Annotated in this window: 24 protein-coding genes and 1 other annotated feature; of the genes, 13 read left to right on the top strand and 11 right to left on the bottom strand. The window is 50.1% G+C overall.

All coding sequences use genetic code 11. The features are described from left to right. Nucleotides 1–241: 241 nt before the first annotated feature. The 3 genes from clpB to rluD form a co-directional block, all read right to left on the bottom strand. Nucleotides 242–2815, bottom strand: a complete 2574-nt coding sequence (clpB, locus tag C0K55_RS21945) for an ATP-dependent chaperone ClpB (protein ID WP_001516905.1) — start codon at nucleotides 2813–2815, stop codon at nucleotides 242–244. 129 nt (nucleotides 2816–2944) lie between these two features. Then, nucleotides 2945–3676 (bottom strand): purine nucleoside phosphorylase YfiH, encoded by a 732-nt coding sequence (gene yfiH / locus C0K55_RS21940; RefSeq protein ID WP_105266935.1) that lies wholly within the window; start codon nucleotides 3674–3676, stop codon nucleotides 2945–2947. Then, complete coding sequence (gene rluD / locus C0K55_RS21935) at nucleotides 3673–4653, bottom strand: 23S rRNA pseudouridine(1911/1915/1917) synthase RluD (RefSeq protein ID WP_000079112.1); 981 nt, start codon at nucleotides 4651–4653, stop codon at nucleotides 3673–3675. The genes yfiH and rluD overlap by 4 nt, the downstream gene beginning before the upstream one ends. Before the next feature lie 134 nt (nucleotides 4654–4787). Here rluD and bamD point away from each other — a divergent pair, with 134 nt between their 5' ends. The 5 genes from bamD to pheA all read left to right on the top strand — a co-directional run bounded on the left by bamD (nucleotide 4788) and on the right by pheA (nucleotide 8988). Continuing rightward, a complete protein-coding gene (gene bamD, locus C0K55_RS21930; RefSeq protein WP_000197680.1) occupies nucleotides 4788–5525 on the top strand; it encodes an outer membrane protein assembly factor BamD in 738 nt (245 codons plus the stop codon). A 121-nt stretch (nucleotides 5526–5646) separates the two neighbouring features. Then, on the top strand, nucleotides 5647–6975 hold the full coding sequence (locus C0K55_RS21925) for an IS4-like element IS4 family transposase (RefSeq protein WP_105266936.1): 1329 nt from the start codon (nucleotides 5647–5649) through the stop codon (nucleotides 6973–6975). A gap of 260 nt (nucleotides 6976–7235) precedes the next feature. After that, a complete protein-coding gene (gene raiA / locus C0K55_RS21920) occupies nucleotides 7236–7577 on the top strand; it encodes a ribosome-associated translation inhibitor RaiA (protein ID WP_105266937.1) in 342 nt (113 codons plus the stop codon). Between the two features lie 102 nt (nucleotides 7578–7679). Then, nucleotides 7680–7805 (top strand) — a sequence feature (Phe leader region). Next, nucleotides 7681–7728, top strand: a complete 48-nt coding sequence (pheL, locus tag C0K55_RS21915; protein WP_101958059.1) for a pheA operon leader peptide PheL — start codon at nucleotides 7681–7683, stop codon at nucleotides 7726–7728. (Overlaps the previous feature by 48 nt.) Before the next feature lie 22 nt (nucleotides 7806–7827). Continuing rightward, nucleotides 7828–8988, top strand: coding sequence for a bifunctional chorismate mutase/prephenate dehydratase (gene pheA / locus C0K55_RS21910; protein ID WP_105266938.1), 1161 nt, complete (start codon nucleotides 7828–7830; stop codon nucleotides 8986–8988). Nucleotides 8989–9032: 44 nt separating this feature from the next. On the opposite strand, the gene tyrA is transcribed toward pheA, so the two are convergent. Both tyrA and aroF read right to left on the bottom strand, forming a co-directional pair. After that, the gene (tyrA, locus tag C0K55_RS21905) at nucleotides 9033–10154 is read right to left on the bottom strand and encodes a bifunctional chorismate mutase/prephenate dehydrogenase (protein ID WP_000225243.1); all 1122 of its coding nucleotides are present in this window, start codon (nucleotides 10152–10154) and stop codon (nucleotides 9033–9035) included. Nucleotides 10155–10164: 10 nt separating this feature from the next. Next, entirely contained in the window at nucleotides 10165–11235 is a 1071-nt protein-coding gene (aroF, locus tag C0K55_RS21900) for a 3-deoxy-7-phosphoheptulonate synthase AroF (RefSeq protein WP_001168033.1), read from the bottom strand. A 208-nt stretch (nucleotides 11236–11443) separates the two neighbouring features. Between aroF and C0K55_RS21895 the strand changes: the two genes are divergently transcribed. The 4 genes from C0K55_RS21895 (at nucleotide 11444) to C0K55_RS21880 (ending at nucleotide 14194) form a co-directional block, all read left to right on the top strand. After that, the gene (locus C0K55_RS21895) at nucleotides 11444–11809 is read left to right on the top strand and encodes a DUF2799 domain-containing protein (RefSeq protein ID WP_000976009.1); all 366 of its coding nucleotides are present in this window, start codon (nucleotides 11444–11446) and stop codon (nucleotides 11807–11809) included. Between the two features lie 152 nt (nucleotides 11810–11961). Beyond that, nucleotides 11962–12480 (top strand): YfiR family protein, encoded by a 519-nt coding sequence (locus tag C0K55_RS21890; RefSeq protein WP_105266787.1) that lies wholly within the window; start codon nucleotides 11962–11964, stop codon nucleotides 12478–12480. After that, nucleotides 12470–13696: a diguanylate cyclase DgcN gene (gene dgcN, locus C0K55_RS21885; protein ID WP_105266788.1), complete on the top strand. Its 1227-nt coding sequence runs from the start codon at nucleotides 12470–12472 to the stop codon at nucleotides 13694–13696. The genes C0K55_RS21890 and dgcN overlap by 11 nt, the downstream gene beginning before the upstream one ends. A gap of 15 nt (nucleotides 13697–13711) precedes the next feature. Next, on the top strand, nucleotides 13712–14194 hold the full coding sequence (locus C0K55_RS21880; protein WP_000595358.1) for an OmpA family protein: 483 nt from the start codon (nucleotides 13712–13714) through the stop codon (nucleotides 14192–14194). 76 nt (nucleotides 14195–14270) lie between these two features. Here the strand turns inward: C0K55_RS21880 and rplS are convergent, their stop codons facing one another. From rplS to ffh, 5 genes are all read right to left on the bottom strand, one after another. After that, nucleotides 14271–14618 (bottom strand): 50S ribosomal protein L19, encoded by a 348-nt coding sequence (rplS, locus tag C0K55_RS21875; RefSeq protein ID WP_000065253.1) that lies wholly within the window; start codon nucleotides 14616–14618, stop codon nucleotides 14271–14273. A gap of 41 nt (nucleotides 14619–14659) precedes the next feature. Then, on the bottom strand, nucleotides 14660–15427 hold the full coding sequence (trmD, locus tag C0K55_RS21870; protein ID WP_000264785.1) for a tRNA (guanosine(37)-N1)-methyltransferase TrmD: 768 nt from the start codon (nucleotides 15425–15427) through the stop codon (nucleotides 14660–14662). A gap of 30 nt (nucleotides 15428–15457) precedes the next feature. Further along, entirely contained in the window at nucleotides 15458–16006 is a 549-nt protein-coding gene (gene rimM / locus C0K55_RS21865; RefSeq protein WP_000043335.1) for a ribosome maturation factor RimM, read from the bottom strand. 18 nt (nucleotides 16007–16024) lie between these two features. Beyond that, nucleotides 16025–16273, bottom strand: coding sequence for a 30S ribosomal protein S16 (gene rpsP, locus C0K55_RS21860; protein ID WP_001371138.1), 249 nt, complete (start codon nucleotides 16271–16273; stop codon nucleotides 16025–16027). Nucleotides 16274–16409: 136 nt separating this feature from the next. Further along, nucleotides 16410–17771, bottom strand: coding sequence for a signal recognition particle protein (ffh, locus tag C0K55_RS21855; RefSeq protein ID WP_000460036.1), 1362 nt, complete (start codon nucleotides 17769–17771; stop codon nucleotides 16410–16412). A 166-nt stretch (nucleotides 17772–17937) separates the two neighbouring features. Between ffh and C0K55_RS21850 the strand changes: the two genes are divergently transcribed. Both C0K55_RS21850 and C0K55_RS21845 read left to right on the top strand, forming a co-directional pair. After that, nucleotides 17938–18729, top strand: a complete 792-nt coding sequence (locus C0K55_RS21850) for a cytochrome C assembly family protein (protein ID WP_010376639.1) — start codon at nucleotides 17938–17940, stop codon at nucleotides 18727–18729. A gap of 19 nt (nucleotides 18730–18748) precedes the next feature. Further along, nucleotides 18749–20035: an HlyC/CorC family transporter gene (locus tag C0K55_RS21845; RefSeq protein WP_010723175.1), complete on the top strand. Its 1287-nt coding sequence runs from the start codon at nucleotides 18749–18751 to the stop codon at nucleotides 20033–20035. Nucleotides 20036–20089: 54 nt separating this feature from the next. Here C0K55_RS21845 and grpE read toward each other — a convergent pair whose 3' ends face one another. Further along, nucleotides 20090–20683, bottom strand: a complete 594-nt coding sequence (grpE, locus tag C0K55_RS21840) for a nucleotide exchange factor GrpE (RefSeq protein WP_001366580.1) — start codon at nucleotides 20681–20683, stop codon at nucleotides 20090–20092. 122 nt (nucleotides 20684–20805) lie between these two features. Here grpE and nadK point away from each other — a divergent pair, with 122 nt between their 5' ends. Next, entirely contained in the window at nucleotides 20806–21684 is an 879-nt protein-coding gene (nadK, locus tag C0K55_RS21830; RefSeq protein WP_001059172.1) for an NAD(+) kinase, read from the top strand. A gap of 85 nt (nucleotides 21685–21769) precedes the next feature. Then, on the top strand, nucleotides 21770–23431 hold the full coding sequence (gene recN, locus C0K55_RS21825) for a DNA repair protein RecN (protein ID WP_001516912.1): 1662 nt from the start codon (nucleotides 21770–21772) through the stop codon (nucleotides 23429–23431). Nucleotides 23432–23448 lie beyond the last annotated feature (17 nt).

The raw sequence follows: 23448 nt of genomic DNA, 5'->3' as shown, positions 1-23448 counted from the left end.
AGAGTCAAGCATTTTTTCGCTTTTCTCTGTCGAAGTTCTCAGGAGAACCCCGCTGACCCGGCGGCTTATTTGCCGTTGTTCCGTGTCAGTGGTGGCGCATTATAGGGAGTTATTCCGGCCTGACAAGCGAAAAATATAAAAACTTTATCGTTCGCTCAATTTTCAGGCAAAACACCCCGAGCATGGTCTTTTCCGTCTAACTTATAGACAGAAACGAGCCCCGAAGGACTCGTTTTATCATTTACTGGACGGCGACAATGCGGTCTTCATTAACTTCCAGGCGAATGACTTTGCCAGGAACCAATTCACCAGACAGTATTTGCTGCGCCAGCGGGTTTTCGATCTGTTGCTGGATAGCACGTTTCAGAGGACGTGCACCATAAACCGGATCGTAACCATTCTCGCTCAGCAGTTTCAGTGCCTCGTCAGAAATGTGGATTTCATAACCACGTTCTTCCAGACGTTTGTACAGACGTTTCAACTGGATCTGGGCAATCGAAGCGATATGTTGTTCACCCAACGGGTGGAAGACCACAACTTCATCAATACGGTTTATGAATTCCGGACGGAAGTTATGGCTAACCACGCCGAGCACCAGCTCTTTCATGCGCGCATAATCCAGTTCACCGAAACGTTCCTGGATCAGATCGGAGCCGAGGTTAGAGGTCATAATGACCACCGTATTACGGAAATCGACCGTTCTCCCCTGCCCATCAGTCAGACGTCCGTCATCCAGAACCTGCAACAGAATGTTGAATACATCCGGATGCGCTTTTTCCACTTCATCCAGCAGAATGACGGAATAAGGACGACGACGCACCGCTTCAGTCAGGTAGCCACCTTCTTCATAACCCACATATCCCGGAGGTGCACCAACCAGACGAGACACCGAGTGTTTCTCCATAAACTCGGACATATCGATACGAACCATCGCCTCGTCACTGTCGAACATAAAATTCGCCAGCGCCTTACAGAGTTCGGTTTTACCTACACCCGTTGGACCGAGGAACAAGAACGAACCAATCGGGCGATTAGGATCCGCAAGCCCCGCACGGCTACGACGAATGGCGTTAGATACCGCATCAACGGCTTCGTTTTGGCCAATAACACGATGGTGCAGTTCTTGCTCCATACGCAGCAGTTTTTCGCGCTCACTTTCCATCATGCGAGAAACAGGAATGCCCGTCCAACGCGCCAACACTTCAGCAATTTCTGCGTCAGTCACTTTATTACGCAACAGACGCATGGTTTTGCCTTCGAGCTGTGTAGCCGCTTCCAGTTGTTTTTCGAGCTCCGGAATTTTGCCGTATTGCAGTTCGGACATCCGCGCCAGATCACCTACACGGCGCGCCTGTTCAATGGCGATTTTCGCCTGTTCCAGTTCGGCTTTAATGGTCTGGGTGCCAGAGAGTGACGCTTTCTCTGCTTTCCACTCCTCTTCTAACTCAGAGTACTGGCGTTCTTTGTCACTCAGTTCTTCATTGAGCATATCCAGACGTTTTTTACTGGCTTCATCAGACTCTTTCATTAACGCCTGTTGTTCCAGCTTAAGCTGGATAATTCGACGATCGAGTCGGTCAAGCTCTTCCGGTTTTGAGTCAATCTGCATACGGATACTGGATGCCGCTTCATCGATCAGGTCGATGGCTTTATCTGGCAACTGACGGTCAGCAATGTAGCGATGAGACAACGTCGCCGCTGCAACAATTGCCGGGTCAGTAATTTGCACATGGTGGTGCAGCTCGTAACGTTCTTTCAGGCCACGCAGAATAGCAATGGTGTCTTCCACCGTTGGCTCGGCAACAAACACTTTCTGGAAACGACGCTCCAGCGCCGCATCTTTTTCAATGTACTGGCGATATTCATCAAGGGTGGTCGCGCCCACGCAGTGCAGTTCACCACGGGCCAGTGCCGGTTTCAGCATATTCCCGGCGTCCATTGCGCCATCGGCTTTACCTGCGCCCACCATGGTGTGCAGCTCATCGATAAACAGAATGACGTTGCCTTCCTGTTTCGACAGATCGTTCAGCACGCCTTTCAGACGTTCTTCAAACTCACCACGATATTTCGCCCCAGCCACCAGCGCGCCCATATCCAGCGCCAGTACGCGGCGGCCTTTCAGCCCTTCCGGTACTTCGCCATTGATAATACGCTGCGCCAAACCTTCAACGATGGCGGTTTTACCGACACCAGGTTCACCGATCAGTACCGGGTTATTTTTAGTACGGCGTTGCAGTACCTGAATGGTACGACGAATTTCTTCATCACGACCAATTACCGGATCGAGTTTACCTTGTTCGGCACGTTCGGTAAGGTCAATGGTATATTTTTTCAAAGCCTGACGTTGGTCTTCGGCTCCTTGATCATTCACGCTTTCACCTCCACGCATTTGTTCAATCGCTTGAGTAATGTTGGCGGTGGTCGCCCCTGCTGCTTTCAGGATGTCGGCCAGCGTGCCGCGAGACTCAAGTGCCGCCAGAACAAACAGTTCTGACGAGATAAAGTTATCACCACGTTTTTGCGCCAGCTTGTCGCAAAGATTAAGAACGCGCACCAGATCCTGTGAAGGCTGGACATCGCCCCCTGTACCTTCAACCTGCGGTAAACGATTTAATGCCTGATTGATATCTGTGCGCAATTGGCCAGCATTAATGCCAGCGGATGTTAATAAAGGACTAACCGAACCCCCTTCCTGATTCAGCAGGGCGCTCATTAAATGAAGTGGTTCGATGAATTGGTTGTCGTGCCCGAGTGCAAGTGATTGGGCATCGGCAAGAGCAAGCTGGAATTTGTTAGTAAGACGATCCAGACGCATAACTCCTCCCATAACGGATCAAAGTTGCTACTGGAGATTAAATGAGGTCATCCCTCAATTATTCAAGGTTATTGACCAGATTAATGTGAAAAGAAAATCACGCGTACCGGATCGTCTTGATTCTTTAGGTTATATCAGCCAAATGAAACTTGCCATACGACCCGTGCACTTGTCGCGACGATAAGAGAAGAAAGTCTCATTTTCAGTGTATGTACAGCGATTACCACCGAAAATTTGTTCAACACCGACGTTCGCCAGACGCTGCCGGGCAAGCAGATAAATATCCGCCAGATATTTATCACCACGCTGAATGAAAGCCTCGCTCGCTTTGGCATCTACTGCCATAAATGCCTCGCGAACCTCCGGCCCCACTTCAAAGGCGCGCGAACCAATTGCGGGTCCCAGCCAGGCAAGAATGTTTTCTGGCTTATCAGCAAAACAAGAAACTGTCTCCTCCAGCACACCAGCGCAAAGTCCACGCCAGCCAGCATGAGCAGCGGCGACTTCCGTTCCCGCACGGTTGCAAAACAGCACAGGCAGGCAGTCGGCAGTCATCACAGCGCAAACCGTGCCAGGTGTGTTGCTATAAGATGCATCCGCCCGTTTAGAGGCATAAGGTTCGCCAGTAAGCCTTAGAACATCTTTCCCATGTACCTGCTCAAGCCACACCGGTTTTGAAGGCAAATTGCCCGCAGCAAAAAGTCGCCTGCGATTCTCCTCAACGTGTTCCGGGTTATCACCACAATGGGCCCCCAGATTGAGAGAATCGTAAGGCGGTAAGCTAATGCCGCCAATACGGGTAGAGCTACAGGCCGCAACACCTTTTGGCAACGGCCACTGCGGGACAATCAACTTACTCATAACCAGTCCACTTCATCCTTATGCTCTTCGAAATCGGCGCGCATCACCTCAATCAGTTCAACCATATCTTGTGGGATAGGCGCGTGCCATTCCATTTCGATACCGGAAATCGGGTGATAGAGACGTAGCATCGTTGCGTGAAGCGCCTGACGATCAAACTTACGCAGCGTGGAGATAAACGCTTCCGACGCCCCCTTCGGCGGACGCGGGCGACCACCATAAACCGGATCACCCACCAGCGGATGAGTGATATGCGCCATATGCACGCGGATCTGATGCGTACGTCCGGTTTCGAGACGCAACCGCAGACGCGTGTGCACACGGAAGTGTTCCATGATGCGATAGTGAGTGACCGCTGGTTTGCCCATCGGATGCACCGCCATATGGGTGCGTTTGGTGGGATGGCGGCTGATTGGCTCGTCCACCGTGCCACCCGCAGTCATATGACCAATCGCTACGGCTTCGTACTCACGGGTAATTTCACGCCGTTGCAGAGACTCCACCAAACGCGTCTGAGCTGGAACCGTTTTTGCCACAACCATCAAACCCGTCGTGTCTTTATCCAGACGATGGACAATGCCCGCACGCGGAACATCTGCAATTGGCGGATAGTAATGAAGCAACGCATTCAACACCGTGCCATCAGGGTTACCCGCGCCAGGATGTACAACCAGGTCGCGCGGTTTATTAATAACAATGATGTCTTCATCTTCATAGACGATATCCAGTGGGATATCCTGCGGTTCAAAACGCGCTTCTTCTTCAATTTCGGCGTTGATGGCAACCTGCTCGCCACCCAATACTTTTTCTTTCGGCTTATCACAAACTTTGCCGTTAACCAGCACGCGCTGGTCGAGGATCCATTCTTTTATCCGCGAACGTGAATAATCCGGGAACATTTCGGCCAAAGCTTGATCTAAGCGTTGACCGAGTTGGTTTTCGGACACTGTTGCAGTGAGTTGTACTCGTTGTGCCATATATACTGCTTCTTCGTTTATCGTTGGGGTTTTACGGCTTTGCCGTTTAATATAGTGTGCTATTGTAGCTGGTCTTAACCGGGAGCAGGAACAGAGAATCTCCCGTAATACATTTTGAGGAAAGTCAAAACGTCATGACGCGCATGAAATATCTGGTGGCAGCCGCCACATTAAGCCTGTTTTTGGCGGGTTGCTCGGGTTCAAAGGAAGAAGTACCTGATAATCCGCCAAATGAAATTTACGCGACTGCACAACAAAAGCTGCAGGACGGTAACTGGAGACAGGCAATAACGCAACTGGAAGCGTTAGATAATCGCTATCCGTTTGGTCCGTATTCACAGCAGGTGCAGTTGGATCTCATCTACGCCTATTATAAAAACGCCGATCTACCGTTAGCACAGGCTGCCATCGATCGTTTTATTCGCCTGAACCCGACCCATCCGAATATCGATTATGTCATGTATATGCGTGGCCTGACCAATATGGCACTGGATGACAGTGCGCTACAAGGATTCTTTGGCGTTGACCGTAGCGATCGCGATCCTCAACATGCTCGAGCTGCGTTTAGTGACTTTTCCAAATTAGTTCGCGGCTATCCGAACAGTCAGTACACCACCGATGCCACCAAACGTCTGGTGTTCCTGAAAGATCGCCTGGCGAAATATGAATACTCTGTTGCCGAGTACTATACAGAACGCGGCGCATGGGTTGCTGTCGTTAACCGTGTAGAAGGCATGCTGCGCGATTTCCCGGATACTCAGGCTACACGTGATGCTCTGCCACTAATGGAAAATGCTTACCGTCAGATGCAGATGAATGCACAAGCTGAAAAAGTCGCGAAAATCATCGCCGCAAACAGCAGCAATACATAACAGAATTCTGAAACGCAAAACGGCAGCCCTTGAGCTGTAATGCCGATCAGTTAAGGATCAGTTGACCGATCCAGTGGCTGTGTAAGAATCCGGAAACGCTCACTCGTTTCCGGATTTTTTTATGCACATTGGACAGGCCCTTGATCTGGTATCCCGTTACGATTCTCTGCGTAACCCACTGACTTCTCTGGGGGATTACCTCGACCCCGAACTCATCTCTCGTTGCCTTGCCGAATCAGGTACTGTAACGCTACGCAAGCGCCGTCTTCCCCTCGAAATGATGGTCTGGTGTATTGTTGGCATGGCGCTTGAGCGTAAAGAACCTCTTCACCAGATTGTGAATCGCCTGGACATCATGCTACCGGGCAATCGCCCCTTCGTTGCCCCCAGTGCCGTTATTCAGGCCCGCCAGCGCCTGGGAAGTGAGGCTGTCCGCCGCGTGTTCACGAAAACAGCGCAGCTCTGGCATAACGCCACGCCGCATCCGCACTGGTGCGACCTGACCCTGCTGGCCATCGATGGTGTGTTCTGGCGCACACCGGATACACCAGAGAACGATGCAGCCTTCCCCCGCCAGACACATGCCGGGAACCCGGCGCTCTACCCGCAGGTCAAAATGGTCTGCCAGATGGAACTGACCAGCCATCTGCTGACGGCTGCAGCCTTCGGCACGATGAAGAACAGCGAAAATGAGCTTGCTGAGCAACTTATAGAACAAACCGGCGATAACACCCTGACGTTAATGGATAAAGGTTATTACTCACTGGGACTGTTAAATGCCTGGAGCCTGGCGGGAGAACACCGCCACTGGATGATCCCTCTCAGAAAGGGAGCGCAATATGAAGAGCTCAGAAAACTGGGTAAAGGCGATCATCTGGTGAAGCTGAAAACCAGCCCGCAGGCACGAAAAAAGTGGCCGGGACTGGGAAATGAGGTGACAGCCCGCCTGCTGACCGTGACGCGCAAAGGAAAAGTCAGCCATCTGCTGACGTCGATGACGGACGCCATGCGCTTCCCCGGAGGAGAAATGGCGGATCTGTACAGTCATCGCTGGGAAATCGAACTGGGATACAGGGAGATAAAACAGACGATGCAACTGAGCAGGCTGACGCTGAGAAGTAAAAAGCCGGAGCTTGTGGAGCAAGAGCTGTGGGGTGTCTTACTGGCTTATAATCTGGTGAGATATCAGATGATTAAAATGGCGGAACATCTGAAAGGTTACTGGCCGAATCAACTGAGTTTCTCAGAATCATGCGGAATGGTGATGAGAATGCTGATGACATTGCAGGGCGCTTCACCGGGACGTATACCGGAGCTGATGCGCGATCTTGCAAGTATGGGACAACTTGTGAAATTACCGACAAGAAGGGAAAGGGCCTTCCCGAGAGTGGTAAAGGAGAGGCCCTGGAAATACCCCACAGCCCCGAAAAAGAGCCAGTCAGTTGCTTAACTGACTGGCATTACAGCCCTTGAGCTGCCGTTTTTTTATTCTGTAACGCGTGTAACTGAAGCGATTTAGTCGCGATCGATCTCATCAAATATGGCTCGCTTTGAGACATTCCTCAAGTAAAAAAACACTTCTTCCTGCGATTTCTCACAAAAAAACTTCGTTGACAAAAAGTGACAAAATTATGAGATTTCCATCACACATTTTGACATCAGGAACGGTATGCTGAATTCACCAAGACGGGAAGACAAGAGGTAAAATTTATGACAATGAACATTACCAGTAAACAAATGGAAATTACTCCGGCCATCCGCCAACATGTCGAAGACCGTCTCGCCAAACTGGAAAAATGGCAAACACATCTGATTAATCCACATATCATTCTGTCCAAAGAGCCACAAGGGTTCGTTGCTGACGCCACTATCAATACACCTAACGGCGTTCTTGTTGCCAGTGGTAAACATGAAGATATGTACACCGCAATTAACGAATTGATCAACAAGCTGGAACGGCAGCTCAATAAACTGCAGCACAAAGGCGAAGCACGTCGTGCCGCAACATCGGTGAAAGACGCCAACTTTGTCGAAGAAGTTGAAGAAAAGTAGTCCTTTATATTGAGTGTATCGCCAACGCGCCTTCGGGCGCGTTTTTTGTTGACAGCGTGAAAACAGTGCGGGTACTGTACTGAAGTCGCTTAAGGAAACAAATATGAAACACACTCTGTTCTTCTTCGCATTCTTTTTTACCTTCCCCTGAATGGGAGGCGTTTCGTCGTGTGAAACAGAATGCGAAGACGAACAATAAGGCCTCCCAAACCGGGGGGCCTTTTTTATTGATAACAAAAAAGGCAACACTATGACATCGGAAAACCCGTTACTGGCGCTGCGTGAGAAAATCAGCTCGCTGGATGAAAAATTACTGGCGCTACTGGCAGAGCGGCGCGAACTTGCTGTCGAGGTGGGAAAAGCCAAACTGCTCTCTCATCGCCCGGTACGTGATATCGATCGTGAACGCGATTTACTGGAAAAACTGATTACACTCGGTAAAACGCACCATCTGGATGCGCACTACATTACCCGTCTGTTCCAGCTTATCATTGAAGATTCCGTATTGACCCAGCAGGCACTGCTCCAGCAGCATCTCAATAAAATTAATCCGCACTCTGCCCGCATTGCTTTTCTTGGCCCGAAAGGTTCCTACTCACACCTTGCCGCCCGTCAGTATGCTGCCCGTCACTTCGAGCAATTTATTGAAAGTGGTTGTGCCAAATTTGCTGATATTTTTAATCAGGTGGAAACAGGTCAGGCCGACTATGCCGTCGTACCGATTGAAAATACCAGCTCCGGTGCCATTAACGATGTCTACGATCTGCTGCAACATACCAGCTTATCGATTGTTGGCGAGATGACGCTGACCATTGACCACTGCCTGCTGGTTTCTGGTACTACAGATTTATCCACCATCAACACGGTCTACAGCCATCCGCAGCCATTCCAGCAATGCAGTAAATTCCTTAATCGCTATCCGCACTGGAAGATTGAATATACCGAAAGTACGTCCGCGGCGATGGAAAAGGTTGCACAGGCAAAATCACCGCATGTTGCTGCATTGGGGAGCGAGGCAGGCGGCACTTTGTACGGCTTACAGGTGTTGGAGCGCATTGAGGCAAATCAGCGACAAAACTTCACCCGATTTGTCGTGCTGGCGCGTAAAGCCATTAACGTTTCAGACCAGATTCCGGCAAAAACCACGCTGTTAATGGCCACCGGACAACAAGCCGGTGCACTGGTTGAAGCACTGCTGGTGCTGCGCAATCATAATCTGATCATGACCCGTCTGGAATCACGTCCGATTCACGGTAATCCGTGGGAAGAGATGTTTTATCTGGATATTCAGGCCAACCTTGAATCAGCAGAAATGCAAAAAGCATTGAAAGAGTTAGGTGAAATCACCCGTTCGATGAAGGTGTTGGGCTGTTACCCAAGCGAGAATGTGGTGCCTGTCGATCCTGCATGATGAAGCCGTGCCGGATGTGATACGTATCACCCGGCACAAAATTATTACTGCCGGTTGTCATTTGCCTGACGCAATAACACACGGCTTTCACTCTGGAAGCGTTGCGCGTAATCACCGAACCAGTGCTCAACCTTGCGGAAACTGTCAATAAACGCCTGCTTATCGCCCTGCTCCAGCAACTCAATCGCCTCGCCAAAACGTTTATAGTAACGTTTGATCAGCGCCAGATTACGTTCTGACGACATGATGATGTCGGCATAAAGCTGCGGATCCTGGGCAAACAGTCGCCCGACCATCGCCAGTTCAAGGCGATAAATGGGCGAAGAGAGCGCCAGAAGTTGCTCAAGCTGAACATTTTCTTCTGCCAGATGCAGGCCATAAGCAAAAGTAGCAAAGTGGCGCAACGCCTGGATAAACGCCATATTCTGATCGTGCTCCACGGCGCTAATGCGATGTAACCGTGCGCCCCAGACCTGAATTTGCTCCAGAAACCATTGATACGCTTCCGGCTGGCGGCCATCACACCAGACAACGACCTGTTTCGCCAGGCTACCGCTGTCCGGGCCGAACATCGGGTGTAGCCCCAGCACCGGACCATCATGCGCCGCCAGCATGGCCTGCAACGGTCCATTTTTCACCGATGCCAGATCAACCAGAATACAGTCTTGCGGTAAACGCGGCAATTTTCCTATGACCTGCTCAGTAACATGAATCGGCACACTAACAATCACCATTCCGGCATCGGCAACAATCTCAGCCGCACGTTCCCAATCATGTTGTTCAAGGATCCGCACCTGATAACCCGAGAGTGTCAGCATCTTCTCGAACAATCGCCCCATCTGACCGCCACCGCCGACGATAACCACCGGGCGTAACGTAGGACAAAGCGTTTTAAAGCCTTTGTCGTTCTCGCTGGAGTAAGATTCACGCATCACCCGACGCAGGATGTCTTCAATGAGATCCGGCGGCACTCCGAGAGCTTCAGCCTCGGCGCGCCGCGAGGCCAGCATGGATGCCTCACGCTCCGGAACATAAATAGGCAACCCAAAACGGCTCTTCACCTCACCGACTTCGGCAACCAGTTCCAGACGCTTCGCTAATAAATTCAGCAACTCTTTATCGACTTCATCAATTTGATCACGTAATGCGGTCAACTCAGCAACCATAATAAACCTCTTAAGCCACGCGTGCCGTCAACTGTCCGTTGAGATCATGATGAATCTCACGCAGCAAGGCATCTGTCATTTCCCAGCTAATGCAGGCATCGGTAACGGATACACCGTATTTCATTGCGCTGCGCGGTTGCTCGGAAGACTGATTGCCTTCGTGGATATTACTTTCGATCATCAGACCAATAATTGAGCGATTGCCATCTTTGATTTGGGCAACCACGGACTCTGCTACCGCAGGTTGGCGGCGATAATCTTTATTGGAATTACCGTGGCTGCAATCTACCATCAGTGAGGGACGCAGTCCCGCCTGTTCCATCTCTTTTTCACATTGCGCAATATCCGCAGGGCTATAATTCGGTGCTTTGCCGCCTCGCAGGATCACATGTCCGTCCGGATTACCTTGCGTTTGTAGCAACGCAACCTGCCCTGCCTGGTTAATACCGACAAAACGGTGTGGCTGGGCGGCAGCTCGCATGGCGTTAATTGCCGTTGCCAGACTGCCATCGGTGCCGTTTTTAAAACCAACCGGCATAGACAGGCCAGATGCCATTTCACGGTGTGTTTGCGATTCTGTGGTGCGAGCACCAATTGCAGACCAGCTAAACAGATCACCAAGATATTGCGGGCTGTTTGGATCTAACGCCTCCGTCGCCAACGGCAGCCCCATGTTCACCAGTTCAAGCAGCAACTTACGCGCAATTTGCAGCCCGGCTTCTACGTCAAAAGAGCCATCCATATGTGGATCGTTAATTAACCCTTTCCAGCCGACAGTAGTACGGGGTTTTTCAAAATAGACGCGCATCACCAGATAGAGGTTATCGCTGACCTCTTCGGCAAGAGCTTTAAATCGACGAGCATATTCCAGAGCCGTTTCAGGATCATGAATGGAACAAGGACCACACACTACCAGCAGACGAGGATCGCGCCCGGCGATAATATCTGAAATGGTTTTACGCGAATCGGCAATCTTGGCTTCTTGTTGCAGGCTTAATGGAAAAGCGGCCTTCAATTGTTCCGGGGTCATCAGAACCTGTTCATCGGTAATGTGTACGTTATTCAGCGCGTCTTTTTGCATGATGGTGATCCTGTTTATGCTCGTTTGCGATAGTTGATCCTCAGCGAGGATGACGTAACGATAACATAACAAGTAAAGATTTCAATCCAAATTTCGTAAATAATAGTTTACACATGCAGTTTTAATGCTTCTTAGACAATTAATTTCGTAAAAACAAATTTACACCACTATCAAAAACAATCCGCTATGCTTTGAAAAAGGAGAAAAAATGATGAAAAAATTTATCGGTCCCCTGTTGGCCTTAGTGATTAGCGGTTGCCAGATTGATCCTTATACTCACGCGCCAACCTTGACCAGTACCGACTGGTATGACGTTGGTATGGAAGATGCTATATCAGGCGTTGCCATAAAAGACGACGATACATTTAACGATTCACCAACAGATCGGGTGGTATACCTTAAAGGATATGCCGAAGGACAAAAGAAAACCTGCCAGCCTGATTTTACTTACGCCAGAGGGCTATCTGGTAAAAGCTTTCCCGCCAGTTGTGACACGGTGGAAAATGCCAGTCAACTGCATGAAGTATGGCAAAAAGGAGCCGATGAAAATGCCAGCACGATACGATTGAATTAATTTAAACCTCATCAATAAATTAATCATAAGATTTAACTTATTTGAATTTTAATTCTCGTTTTGATGACGAGTGCATAAAATAATGATATTTTAATGAGCATCCTAAAGAAAATTTTCGATGCGTTTCGAGCAACGGTGGTGAGGATCCCTGAATGCGCTTTTCTCACCGACCGATTTTACTACTGCTCTTTCTCCTGGCAGGATCGCCATTACTCGCTCAGGGTGCTTCTGACGTTACAAAAAATATACGTTTGATGGTTTCCGGTATCGTCAGCTACACTCGCTGGCCTGCATTGACTGGCCCACCAAGGCTATGTATTTTTTCATCTTCACGTTTTAGCGCAGCCCTACAAGAGAACAACGCAACTTCTTTGCCTTATCTCCCCATCATCATTAACTCTAAACAAGAGGCACTGATTTCAAGCTGCGATGGCTTTTATTTTGGCAGCGAGTCACCGACATTCCAGATAGAATTAATCGATGAATATCCGTCTAAGGCGTTATTATTAATAGCCGAACAAAATACCGAGTGCATTATTGGCAGCGCATTTTGCCTGATCATCAACAATAATAACGTCAGATTTGCCGTAAACCTGGATGCCTTATCGCGTAGTGGTGTAAAGGTCAACCCGGATGTCTTAATGCTCGCACGGAAGAAAAATGATGGGTAACGATAATTCTCTTAATAAGCGCCCCACGTTTAAAAGAGCATTACGCAATATCAGCATGACCAGCGTATTTATCACTATGACGCTGATCTGGCTGCTGCTTTCCGTGACATCGGTGCTGACCCTGAAACAATACGCGCAAAAAAACCTGGCACTCACCGCAGCGACAATGACTTACAGTCTGGAAGCTGCTGTCGTTTTTGCCGATGGTCCGGCAGCCACAGAAACGTTAGCCGCGCTGGGTCAGCAGGGCCAATTTTCAACCGCAGAAGTGCGAGATAACCAGCAAAACATTCTGGCATCCTGGCATTACACCAGTAAGGCTCCGGGCGAGACATTCAGTAATTTCATTAGCCACTGGCTCTTCCCCGCTCCCGTCATTCAGCCGATTCGCCATAATGGCAAAATCATTGGAGAAGTACAGTTAACCGCTCGCGACAACTCAATCAGTCATTTTATCTGGTTATCGCTGGCTGTTCTGACGGGTTGCATTCTGCTGGCATCAGGCATTGCAATCACCCTTACCCGCCATTTGCATAACGGACTGGTGGAAGCGCTAAAAAACATCACTGACGTCGTTCATGATGTGCGCTCCAACCGCAATTTTTCCCGCCGTGTTTCGGAAGAACGAATCGCAGAATTTCACCGCTTTGCTCTCGACTTCAATAGCTTGCTGGATGAAATGGAAGAGTGGCAGCTCCGTTTGCAGGCAAAAAATGCCCAGCTTCTACGTACCGCGCTACATGACCCATTAACCGGGCTGGCGAACCGCGCTGCATTCCGCAACTGCATCAATACGTTAATGAGTGATTCTGCTGCACGAGAAACCTCAGCTTTACTTTTTCTTGATGGCGATAATTTCAAATATATCAATGACACATGGGGGCACGCGACGGGCGATCAGGTCTTGATCGAGATAGCCATACGGTTAATGGAATTTAGCGGAAAACGACATCAGTCATACCGCATAGGAGGCGACGAGTTCGCCATGGTTCTGTCTGGCGTACTGTCAGAATATGAAGTGCAGCGCATCTGTGCAGATCTCACACAAACCTTTCATCGCCCATTCAATCTCCATAACGGTCATCAGACCAGCATGACCTTAAGTATTGGATACGCCCTGACTCGTGAACACGATTCTGCCGAAAAATTACAAGAGCTGGCCGATCGTAATATGTATCAGGCCAAGCACCAGCGCGCCGAAACGCGGGTGAAATAACAAGGAAATATCTACATGATAAAGCAACTGGTAGCACCTCTGGTTTTCTCTTCTCTGATACTGGCAGGTTGCCAGGCTCCACAAGGCAAGTTTACCCCAGAGCAAGTCGCTGCTATGCAGTCTTATGGTTTTACTGAATCCGCCGGTGACTGGTCACTTGGCTTATCAGACACGATTCTGTTTGCTAAAAATGACTACAAACTACTTCCGGAAAGTCAGCAACAGATCCAAACCATGGCGGCGAAACTGGCTTCTACCGGGCTAACACATGCCCGTATGGATGGTCATACCGATAACTACGGTGAAGATAGCTACAATGAAGCCTTATCACTGAAGAGAGCGAATGTCGTCGCAGATGCCTGGGCTGAAGGTGGGCAAATTCCTCGCAGCAATCTCTCTACTCAAGGCTTAGGGAAAAAATACCCCATCGCCAGCAACCAGACATCTCAGGGTCGGGCCGAGAACCGCCGCGTCGCTGTGGTGATAAGTGCGCCTTAAACTCAATTTCAGTAGATAAAAAAAGGGCCAGCCAATTGGCCAGCCCTTCTTAACAGGATGTCGCTTAAGCGAAATCTTAGTTAAGACGCTCTTTGATACGAGCAGCCTTACCAGTACGCTCACGCAGGTAGTACAGTTTAGCTTTACGAACAGCACCACGACGTTTGACAGAAATGCTGTCAACTACCGGAGAGTGAGTCTGGAAGACACGCTCAACGCCTTCGCCGTTGGAAATTTTACGAACAGTGAATGCAGAGTGCAGACCGCGGTTACGAATAGCGATAACCACGCCCTCGAATGCCTGCAGACGTTTTTTGGAACCTTCAACAACCCATACTTTCACTTCCACGGTATCACCCGGACGGAAGGAAGGTACGTCCTGCTTCATCTGCTCTTGTTCAAGTTGCTTAATAATGTTGCTCATAATTTAATCTCTTATCCTGGGTAAACTGATATCTCGGGGGCTTACGCCATCCCATCATGTTTATGTTGCTGTTGCGCGTGTTCGGTTTTGAACTCCGCCAGCAACCTTGCTTGCTCTTCAGTCAGAGCCAGGTTTTCCAGAAGTTCAGGTCTTCTAAGCCAGGTACGGCCCAGCGACTGTTTCAAACGCCAGCGACGTATCTCGGCATGGTTGCCCGACAGTAACACTGACGGAACTTCCATCCCTTCTAACACCTCAGGCCGCGTATAGTGCGGGCAATCCAGCAATCCTTCAGCAAAGGAATCTTCCGTTGCTGAGGCTTCATGTCCCAGTACCCCCGGAATAAACCGGGAGACAGAGTCAATCAACGTCATTGCTGGTAACTCACCACCACTCAGAACGTAATCCCCGATTGACCATTCTTCGTCAATTTCGGTTTGGATCACGCGCTCATCTATACCTTCGTAGCGACCGCACACCAGAATCAATTTTTGATTCGTTGCCAGTTCGCTGACGCCTGCTTGATCAAGCTTGCGCCCCTGCGGTGACAGATAGATCACCTTAGCGCCTTCACCCGCCGCGCTTTTTGCTGCATGAATGGCATCCCGTAAAGGTTGCACCATCATTAACATCCCCGGTCCGCCGCCGTAAGGACGATCGTCCACGGTACGGTGCCGGTCATGCGTGAAGTCACGAGGACTCCAGCTCTGGATGCTCAGCAGGCCATTTTTAACTGCCCGGCCAGTTACCCCGTAATCGGTAATTGCGCGGAACATTTCAGGAAACAGGCTAATTATGCCAATCCACATAGCGCCGTCTTTTACCGTTTATCCGGTGGTTTAAAAACCAGGATCCCAATCTACTTCGATTGAACGAGTAGTGAGATCGACTTTCTTGATAACCTGCCCATCGAGGAACGGTACGAGACGTTCCTTGATACCAAACGCATCTTTCAGGTTTGCCTTAATGACGAGAACGTCATTAGATCCGGTTTCCATCATGTCGACGACTTTACCGAGATCGTAGCCTTCAGTGGTCACTACCTGGCAGCCCATCAGGTCTTTCCAGTAGTAGTCACCCTCTTCAAGCTGAGGCAACTGCGAAGAATCTACGACAATTTCACAATTCGTCAGCAGGTTCGCCGCATCACGATCGTCAACGCCTTTCAGCTTGATGATCATGTCCTGATTGTGGTGCTTCCAGCTTTCCAACTGGACTTGCTGCCACTGACCCGCCTTCTGGATAAACCAGGGCTGATAGTCAAAAATGCTTTCGGCGTCTTCGGTGGAAGAAAACACTCTGAGCCACCCACGAATACCGTAAGACGAACCCATTTTTCCCAAAACGATGGGATCAACAGGTGCTTGCGCGGTGAGTTGTTTGCTCATCATGACCACCGTGACAGATTAAGCTGCTTTGTTTACTTCTTTGATCAGCGCAGCAACGCGATCAGAAATAGTTGCGCCCTGGCCAACCCAGTGAGCAATGCGATCCAGATCCAGGCGGGCGCCTTCTTCTTTTTCGCTAGCGATTGGGTTGAAGAAACCAACGCGCTCAATGAAGCGACCGTTGCGTGCATTACGGCTGTCAGCGACAACAACCTGGTAGAACGGACGCTTTTTAGCGCCGTGACGTGCTAAACGAATAGTTACCATAACATCCTCTTGTGTGAATAAAACAACCGGACCCCATCGAGGAACGGAGTCCGGTGTCATATTAAAAGCCCGAAAATTTTACTGATTTCTGGAGAAAATGCAATCAACAGTTAATAACTCTGTCGCATAAGGTCATTTAGCGACCAGGAAATCCCGGCGGCATCATCCCTTTCATGCTTCTCATCATCTTCGCCATTCCGCCCTTCTTCATCTTCTTCATCATGCGCTGCATGTCGTCGAACTGCTTCAGAAGACGGTTAACATCCTGTACCTGCATACCGCAACCGGCAGCGATACGACGTTTACGCGAACCTTTGATGATTTCTGGCTTAGCGCGCTCTTTCAGCGTCATCGAGTTGATGATGGCTTCCATACGCACCAGCACTTTATCGTCCATCTGCGACTTCACGTTCTCCGGGATCTGCCCCATACCCGGCAGTTTGCCCATCAGGCTGGCCATGCCGCCCATGTTTTTCATCTGGCGCAACTGTTCAAGGAAATCGTTGAGATCGAAGCCGTCGCCTTTTTTCAGCTTGCTGGCTAATTTCTCAGCCTGCGCGCGGTCAACTTTGCTTTCGATATCTTCGATCAGCGACAGAACATCGCCCATACCGAGAATACGGGAAGCGATGCGGTCCGGATGGAACGGTTCCAGCGCCTCTGTTTTCTCACCAACACCGAGGAATTTGATCGGTTTGCCAGTGATGTGACGAATCGAGAGCGCCGCACCGCCGCGGGCATCGCCGTCTACTTTGGTCAACACTACGCCGGTAAGCGGTAACGCTTCATTGAACGCTTTTGCCGTATTGGCGGCATCCTGACCGGTCATGGCGTCAACCACAAACAAGGTTTCAACCGGGTTAATCGAAGCGTGGACTTGTTTGATCTCGTCCATCATCGCTTCATCAACGTGCAAACGACCGGCAGTATCCACCAGCAACACGTCGTAGAATTTCAGTTTGGCTTCTTTCAGCGCCGCATTAACGATATCGACCGGCTTCTGGCCAACATCTGAAGGGAAGAAATCGACGCCTACCTGTTCGGCCAGCGTCTCAAGCTGTTTGATTGCCGCCGGACGATAAACGTCGGCAGAAACCACCAGCACTTTCTTTTTGTGCTTCTCGCGCAGGAACTTACCGAGTTTACCAACGCTGGTTGTTTTACCGGCACCTTGCAGGCCCGCCATCAGCACCACCGCAGGCGGCTGCGCAGCCAGATTCAGGGTCTGGTTCTCTTCGCCCATCGCCGCAACCAGTTCGTTACGGACGATTTTGACGAACTCCTGCCCCGGCGTCAGGCTCTTGTTAACTTCATGACCAACCGCTTTCTCTTTTACGCGATTGATAAACTCACGCACTACCGGCAGAGCGACGTCCGCCTCCAGCAGCGCCATGCGCACTTCGCGCAGCGTATCTTTAACGTTGTCTTCAGTAAGGCGTCCACGGCCACTGATATTGCGCAGCGTGCGCGACAAACGATCGGTTAAATTATCAAACATTGTCTCTCGCCTGGGGTGGAAACGGTTGGCCGCAATCGCGACACATCATCAGTATCTTGCCGCAGTATAACATGAAGGCGTCTTTGTTGTTATGCAACGGTTGGAGCCGCGTTCACCTGACGCTATACTGCTTTTCTTTCTCATTGCTCAAACTGTCGACATTACTATGCCCGTTTTTGCTCTGCTCGCGCTCGTCGCCTACTCTGTCAGTCTCGCACTGATTATTCCCGGTCTGCTGCAAAAAAACGGCGGCTGGCGGCGAATGGCTATTATTTCTGCGGTCATCGCGCTGGTTTGCCACGCTATTGCTCTTGAAGCCCGCATACTGCCCGGCGGTGATAGCGGACAAAACCTTAGCCTGTTGAATGTCGGTTCGTTGGTCAGCCTGATGATCTGTACGGTGATGACCATTGTGGCCTCACGTAACCGTGGCTGGCTGCTGCTGCCGATTGTTTACGCCTTTGCGCTCATCAACCTGGCGCTGGCGACCTTCATGCCCAATGAATACATCACCCACCTGGAAGCAACACCCGGGATGCTGATGCACATTGGCTTATCGCTCTTTTCCTACGCCACGCTGATTATCGCTGCCCTGTACGCGCTGCAACTGGCATGGATTGATTACCAACTGAAGAACAAGAAGTTGGCGTTTAATCAGGAAATGCCTCCACTGATGAGTATTGAACGTAAAATGTTCCACATCACGCAAATTGGTGTGGTGCTATTGACGCTCACTCTCTGTACAGGCCTGTTCTACATGCACAACTTATTTAGCATGGAAAATATCGACAAGGCCGTGCTCTCTATTGTGGCGTGGTTTGTCTATATTGTGCTGCTGTGGGGGCATTATCATGAAGGATGGCGTGGACGCCGCGTTGTCTGGTTTAACGTCGCCGGCGCAGTCATTCTGACACTGGCCTATTTTGGCAGCCGAATTGTCCAGCAGTTAATCAGCTAAACCAGAAAAGGAGCTTCCCCTGGAACATATCTCTACTACCACGTTGATCATAATTTTGATCATCATGGTGGTCATTTCAGCCTATTTTTCCGGCTCCGAAACCGGAATGATGACACTCAACCGCTATCGCCTGCGACATATGGCGAAGCAGGGTAATCGCTCGGCTAAACGGGTCGAAAAATTACTGCGCAAACCTGACCGCCTGATAAGCCTGGTGTTAATCGGCAATAACCTGGTCAATATTCTCGCTTCCGCACTGGGCACCATTGTCGGAATGCGCTTGTACGGTGATGCAGGCGTGGCGATTGCGACCGGCGTGCTGACCTTCGTGGTGCTGGTTTTTGCCGAAGTATTGCCGAAAACCATTGCCGCGCTGTACCCGGAAAAAGTCGCCTATCCGAGTAGTTTTCTGCTGGCTCCGCTGCAAATTTTGATGATGCCACTGGTCTGGCTACTGAACGCCATCACCCGTATGCTGATGCGTATGATGGGTATCAAAACCGATATCGTAGTCAGCGGCTCTTTAAGCAAAGAGGAGTTGCGCACCATTGTGCACGAATCACGCTCACAAATTTCCCGCCGCAATCAGGATATGCTGCTATCGGTGCTCGATCTGGAAAAAATGACCGTTGATGACATCATGGTGCCGCGCAGTGAAATCATCGGCATCGATATCAACGACGACTGGAAATCGATTCTCCGTCAACTCTCCCACTCTCCTCACGGGCGCATCGTGCTGTACCGCGACTCTCTGGACGACGCCATTAGTATGCTGCGAGTACGTGAAGCCTGGCGGCTGATGTCGGAGAAAAAAGAGTTCACTAAAGAAACCATGCTGCGCGCTGCGGACGAAATTTATTTTGTTCCGGAAGGCACGCCGCTCAGTACACAATTAGTTAAATTTCAACGCAATAAAAAGAAAGTTGGTCTGGTCGTCAACGAATACGGAGATATTCAGGGGCTGGTCACAGTTGAAGATATTCTTGAAGAGATTGTCGGTGATTTCACCACGTCGATGTCACCAACGCTTGCCGAAGAGGTCACACCGCAAAACGACGGTTCGGTGATTATCGATGGCACCGCCAACGTGCGAGAAATTAACAAAGCCTTTAACTGGCATCTACCGGAAGATGATGCCCGCACGGTTAATGGCGTTATTCTGGAGGCGCTGGAAGAGATCCCTGTCGCAGGCACCCGCGTGCGTATTGGCGAGTACGATATCGATATCCTCGACGTTCAGGACAATATGATTAAGCAGGTAAAAGTTTTTCCTGTAAAACCGCTACGTGAAAGCGTGGCGGAGTAACGAAAACGGCCCGGCATTCATATGCAGGGCCGTAACTCATTACGAAGGCAGAAATTAAGCTTTCGCTTTCGCGACAGTAACCATCGCCGCACGAATCGTACGACCGTTCAGCGTATAACCCTTCTGCATGATGCCCAGTACGTTACCCGGCGCAACGTCATCAGATTCCACCATTGCGATGGCCTGATGCACGTTTGGATCCAGCGGTACGTTCGTTTCGGCAATGACATCAACGCCAAATTTACGTACTACATCCAGCATCGACTTCAGCGTCAGCTCAATACCTTCAACCATCGCAGACATATCCGGGTTAGCTTTATCAGCCACTTCCAGCGCACGATCCAGACTATCAATCACCGGCAGCAATTCGTTGATGAATTTCTCCAGCGCAAATTTATGCGCTTTTTCGATATCCAGTTCAGTACGACGACGCAGATTTTCCATTTCCGCTTTTACGCGCAAAATACCGTCCCGTTCACGGGTCTGGGCTTCAGCCAGCTGAGCTTCGAGATTCGCAATTTTTTCATCGCGCGGATCCACCTGCTCAGCAGAAGCTTCTGGCTCAACTGCCTCAATCTCTTCGTGCTGATCCATGATAATTTCTTCCGGGGCTTGCCCCTCAGGCGTTTTCTGTTCTTTACTACTCATGAATTTCTCCGCGTTTTTTTCGCATTCATCTCGCTAACTTGGCTTATTATGGGGATCAGTTTCAGGGTTTCAAGGGAAGCACTCACATTGTCATCAATCTTCACAACAAGGACCTCGGAAAAATGAATAATCATTTCAAGTGTATTGGCATTGTGGGACACCCACGGCACCCTACTGCACTGACAACACATGAAATGCTCTACCGCTGGTTGTGCACAAAAGGTTACGAGGTCATCGTTGAGCAGCAAATCGCTCATGAACTGCAACTGAAGAATGTGAAAACTGGCACACTCGCGGAGATTGGACAACTGGCTGATCTCGCGGTAGTTGTTGGTGGCGACGGTAATATGCTGGGCGCGGCGCGCACGCTCGCCCGCTACGACATTAAAGTCATTGGCATCAACCGTGGCAACCTGGGTTTCCTGACTGACCTTGACCCCGATAACGCCCAACAACAGTTAGCCGATGTGCTGGAAGGCCACTACATCAGCGAAAAACGTTTTTTGCTGGAAGCACAAGTCTGCCAGCAAGATTGCCAGAAGCGCATCAGCACAGCGATTAACGAAGTAGTGCTTCACCCAGGTAAAGTAGCGCATATGATTGAGTTCGAAGTGTATATCGACGAGATCTTTGCGTTTTCTCAGCGCTCCGATGGACTGATTATTTCTACGCCTACAGGTTCTACCGCCTATTCCCTCTCGGCGGGCGGCCCGATTCTGACACCATCACTGGATGCAATTACCCTGGTGCCAATGTTCCCGCATACACTCTCGGCGCGCCCGCTGGTCATTAACAGCAGCAGCACAATTCGCCTGCGCTTTTCGCACCGCCGTAGCGATCTGGAAATTAGCTGCGACAGCCAGATAGCGCTACCGATTCAGGAAGGTGAAGATGTCCTGATTCGTCGTTGTGATTACCATCTGAATCTGATTCATCCAAAAGATTACAGCTATTTCAATACATTAAGCACTAAGCTCGGCTGGTCAAAAAAATTATTTTAATTTTACACCAGCCTCTTTACTGTATATAAAACCAGTTTATACTGTACACAATAACAGTAATGGTTTTTCATACAGGAAAACGACTATGTTGGCACAACTGACCATCAGCAACTTTGCTATTGTTCGTGAGCTTGAGATTGATTTTCACAGCGGTATGACCGTAATAACCGGTGAGACCGGCGCAGGCAAATCTATTGCAATAGATGCGCTCGGCCTTTGTCTCGGTGGTCGCGCTGAAGCCGACATGGTGCGTACCGGCGCTGCTCGCGCAGACCTGTGCGCTCGTTTTTCTCTTAAAGATACGCCAGCGGCTCTGCGCTGGCTGGAAGAAAACCAACTGGAAGATGGCCGCGAATGCCTGCTTCGTCGCGTGATCAGTAGCGATGGCCGCTCCCGTGGTTTCATCAACGGCACGGCCGTTCCTCTGTCACAACTGCGCGAACTGGGTCAGCTGCTCATCCAGATCCACGGTCAGCATGCTCATCAGTTACTTACCAAGGCCGAGCACCAAAAATTCCTGCTTGATGGCTACGCCAATGAAACTTCTCTGCTCCAGGAAATGACCGCTCGTTATCAGTTGTGGCATCAAAGCTGCCGCGACCTGGCGCATCATCAACAGTTAAGTCAGGAACGCGCCGCTCGCGCGGAACTGCTGCAATATCAGTTAAAAGAACTGAACGAATTTAATCCGCAGCCCGGTGAGTTTGAACAAATCGACGAAGAGTACAAGCGTCTGGCTAACAGCGGTCAATTGCTGACTACAAGCCAGAATGCACTAGCATTAATGGCCGACGGCGAAGATGCAAACCTGCAAAGTCAGCTTTATACAGCAAAACAATTGGTTAGCGAACTGATTGGTATGGACAGCAAACTGTCCGGTGTACTTGATATGCTGGAAGAGGCCACAATCCAGATAGCTGAAGCCAGTGACGAATTACGCCACTACTGCGATCGTCTGGATCTCGACCCTAACCGGTTGTTCGAACTTGAACAACGTATCTCAAAACAGATTTCACTGGCACGTAAACACCACGTCAGCCCGGAAGCATTGCCACAATATTATCAATCACTGCTGGAAGAACAACAGCAACTCGACGATCAGGCCGACTCGCAAGAAACTCTCGCGCTGGCCGTAACTAAACACCATCAGCAGGCGCTGGAAACGGCACGCGCGTTACACCAACAACGCCAGCACTATGCAGCAGAACTTGCGCACCTGATCACCGACAGTATGCACGCACTCTCCATGCCGCATGGGCAATTTACGATTGATGTGAAATTTGATGAGCATCACCTGAGCGCTGACGGTGCCGACCGCATTGAGTTTCGGGTTACCACCAACCCTGGTCAGCCAATGCAGCCTATCGCCAAAGTCGCATCCGGTGGTGAATTGTCGCGTATCGCCCTGGCGATTCAGGTTATTACAGCGCGTAAAATGGAAACGCCAGCGCTCATTTTCGATGAAGTGGATGTGGGGATCAGCGGCCCGACTGCAGCAGTCGTCGGCAAACTGCTACGTCAGCTTGGCGAATCAACCCAGGTAATGTGTGTTACCCACCTGCCACAAGTCGCAGGATGCGGTCATCAACACTATTTTGTCAGCAAAGAAACAGATGGCGCGATGACAGAAACACATATGCAATCACTGGATAAAAAGGCGCGGTTACAGGAGTTGGCGCGCTTACTTGGTGGTAGCGAAGTTACCCGCAACACCCTGGCGAACGCGAAAGAACTGCTTGCGGCGTAAACTTTTTTACTGCTTCA

The organism is Escherichia sp. MOD1-EC6098, from assembly GCF_002965865.1.
GTDB lineage: Bacteria > Pseudomonadota > Gammaproteobacteria > Enterobacterales > Enterobacteriaceae > Escherichia > Escherichia marmotae.
Note: the sequence above shows the minus strand (reverse complement) of the source record. Positions and strands in the feature narration are given on the sequence as shown.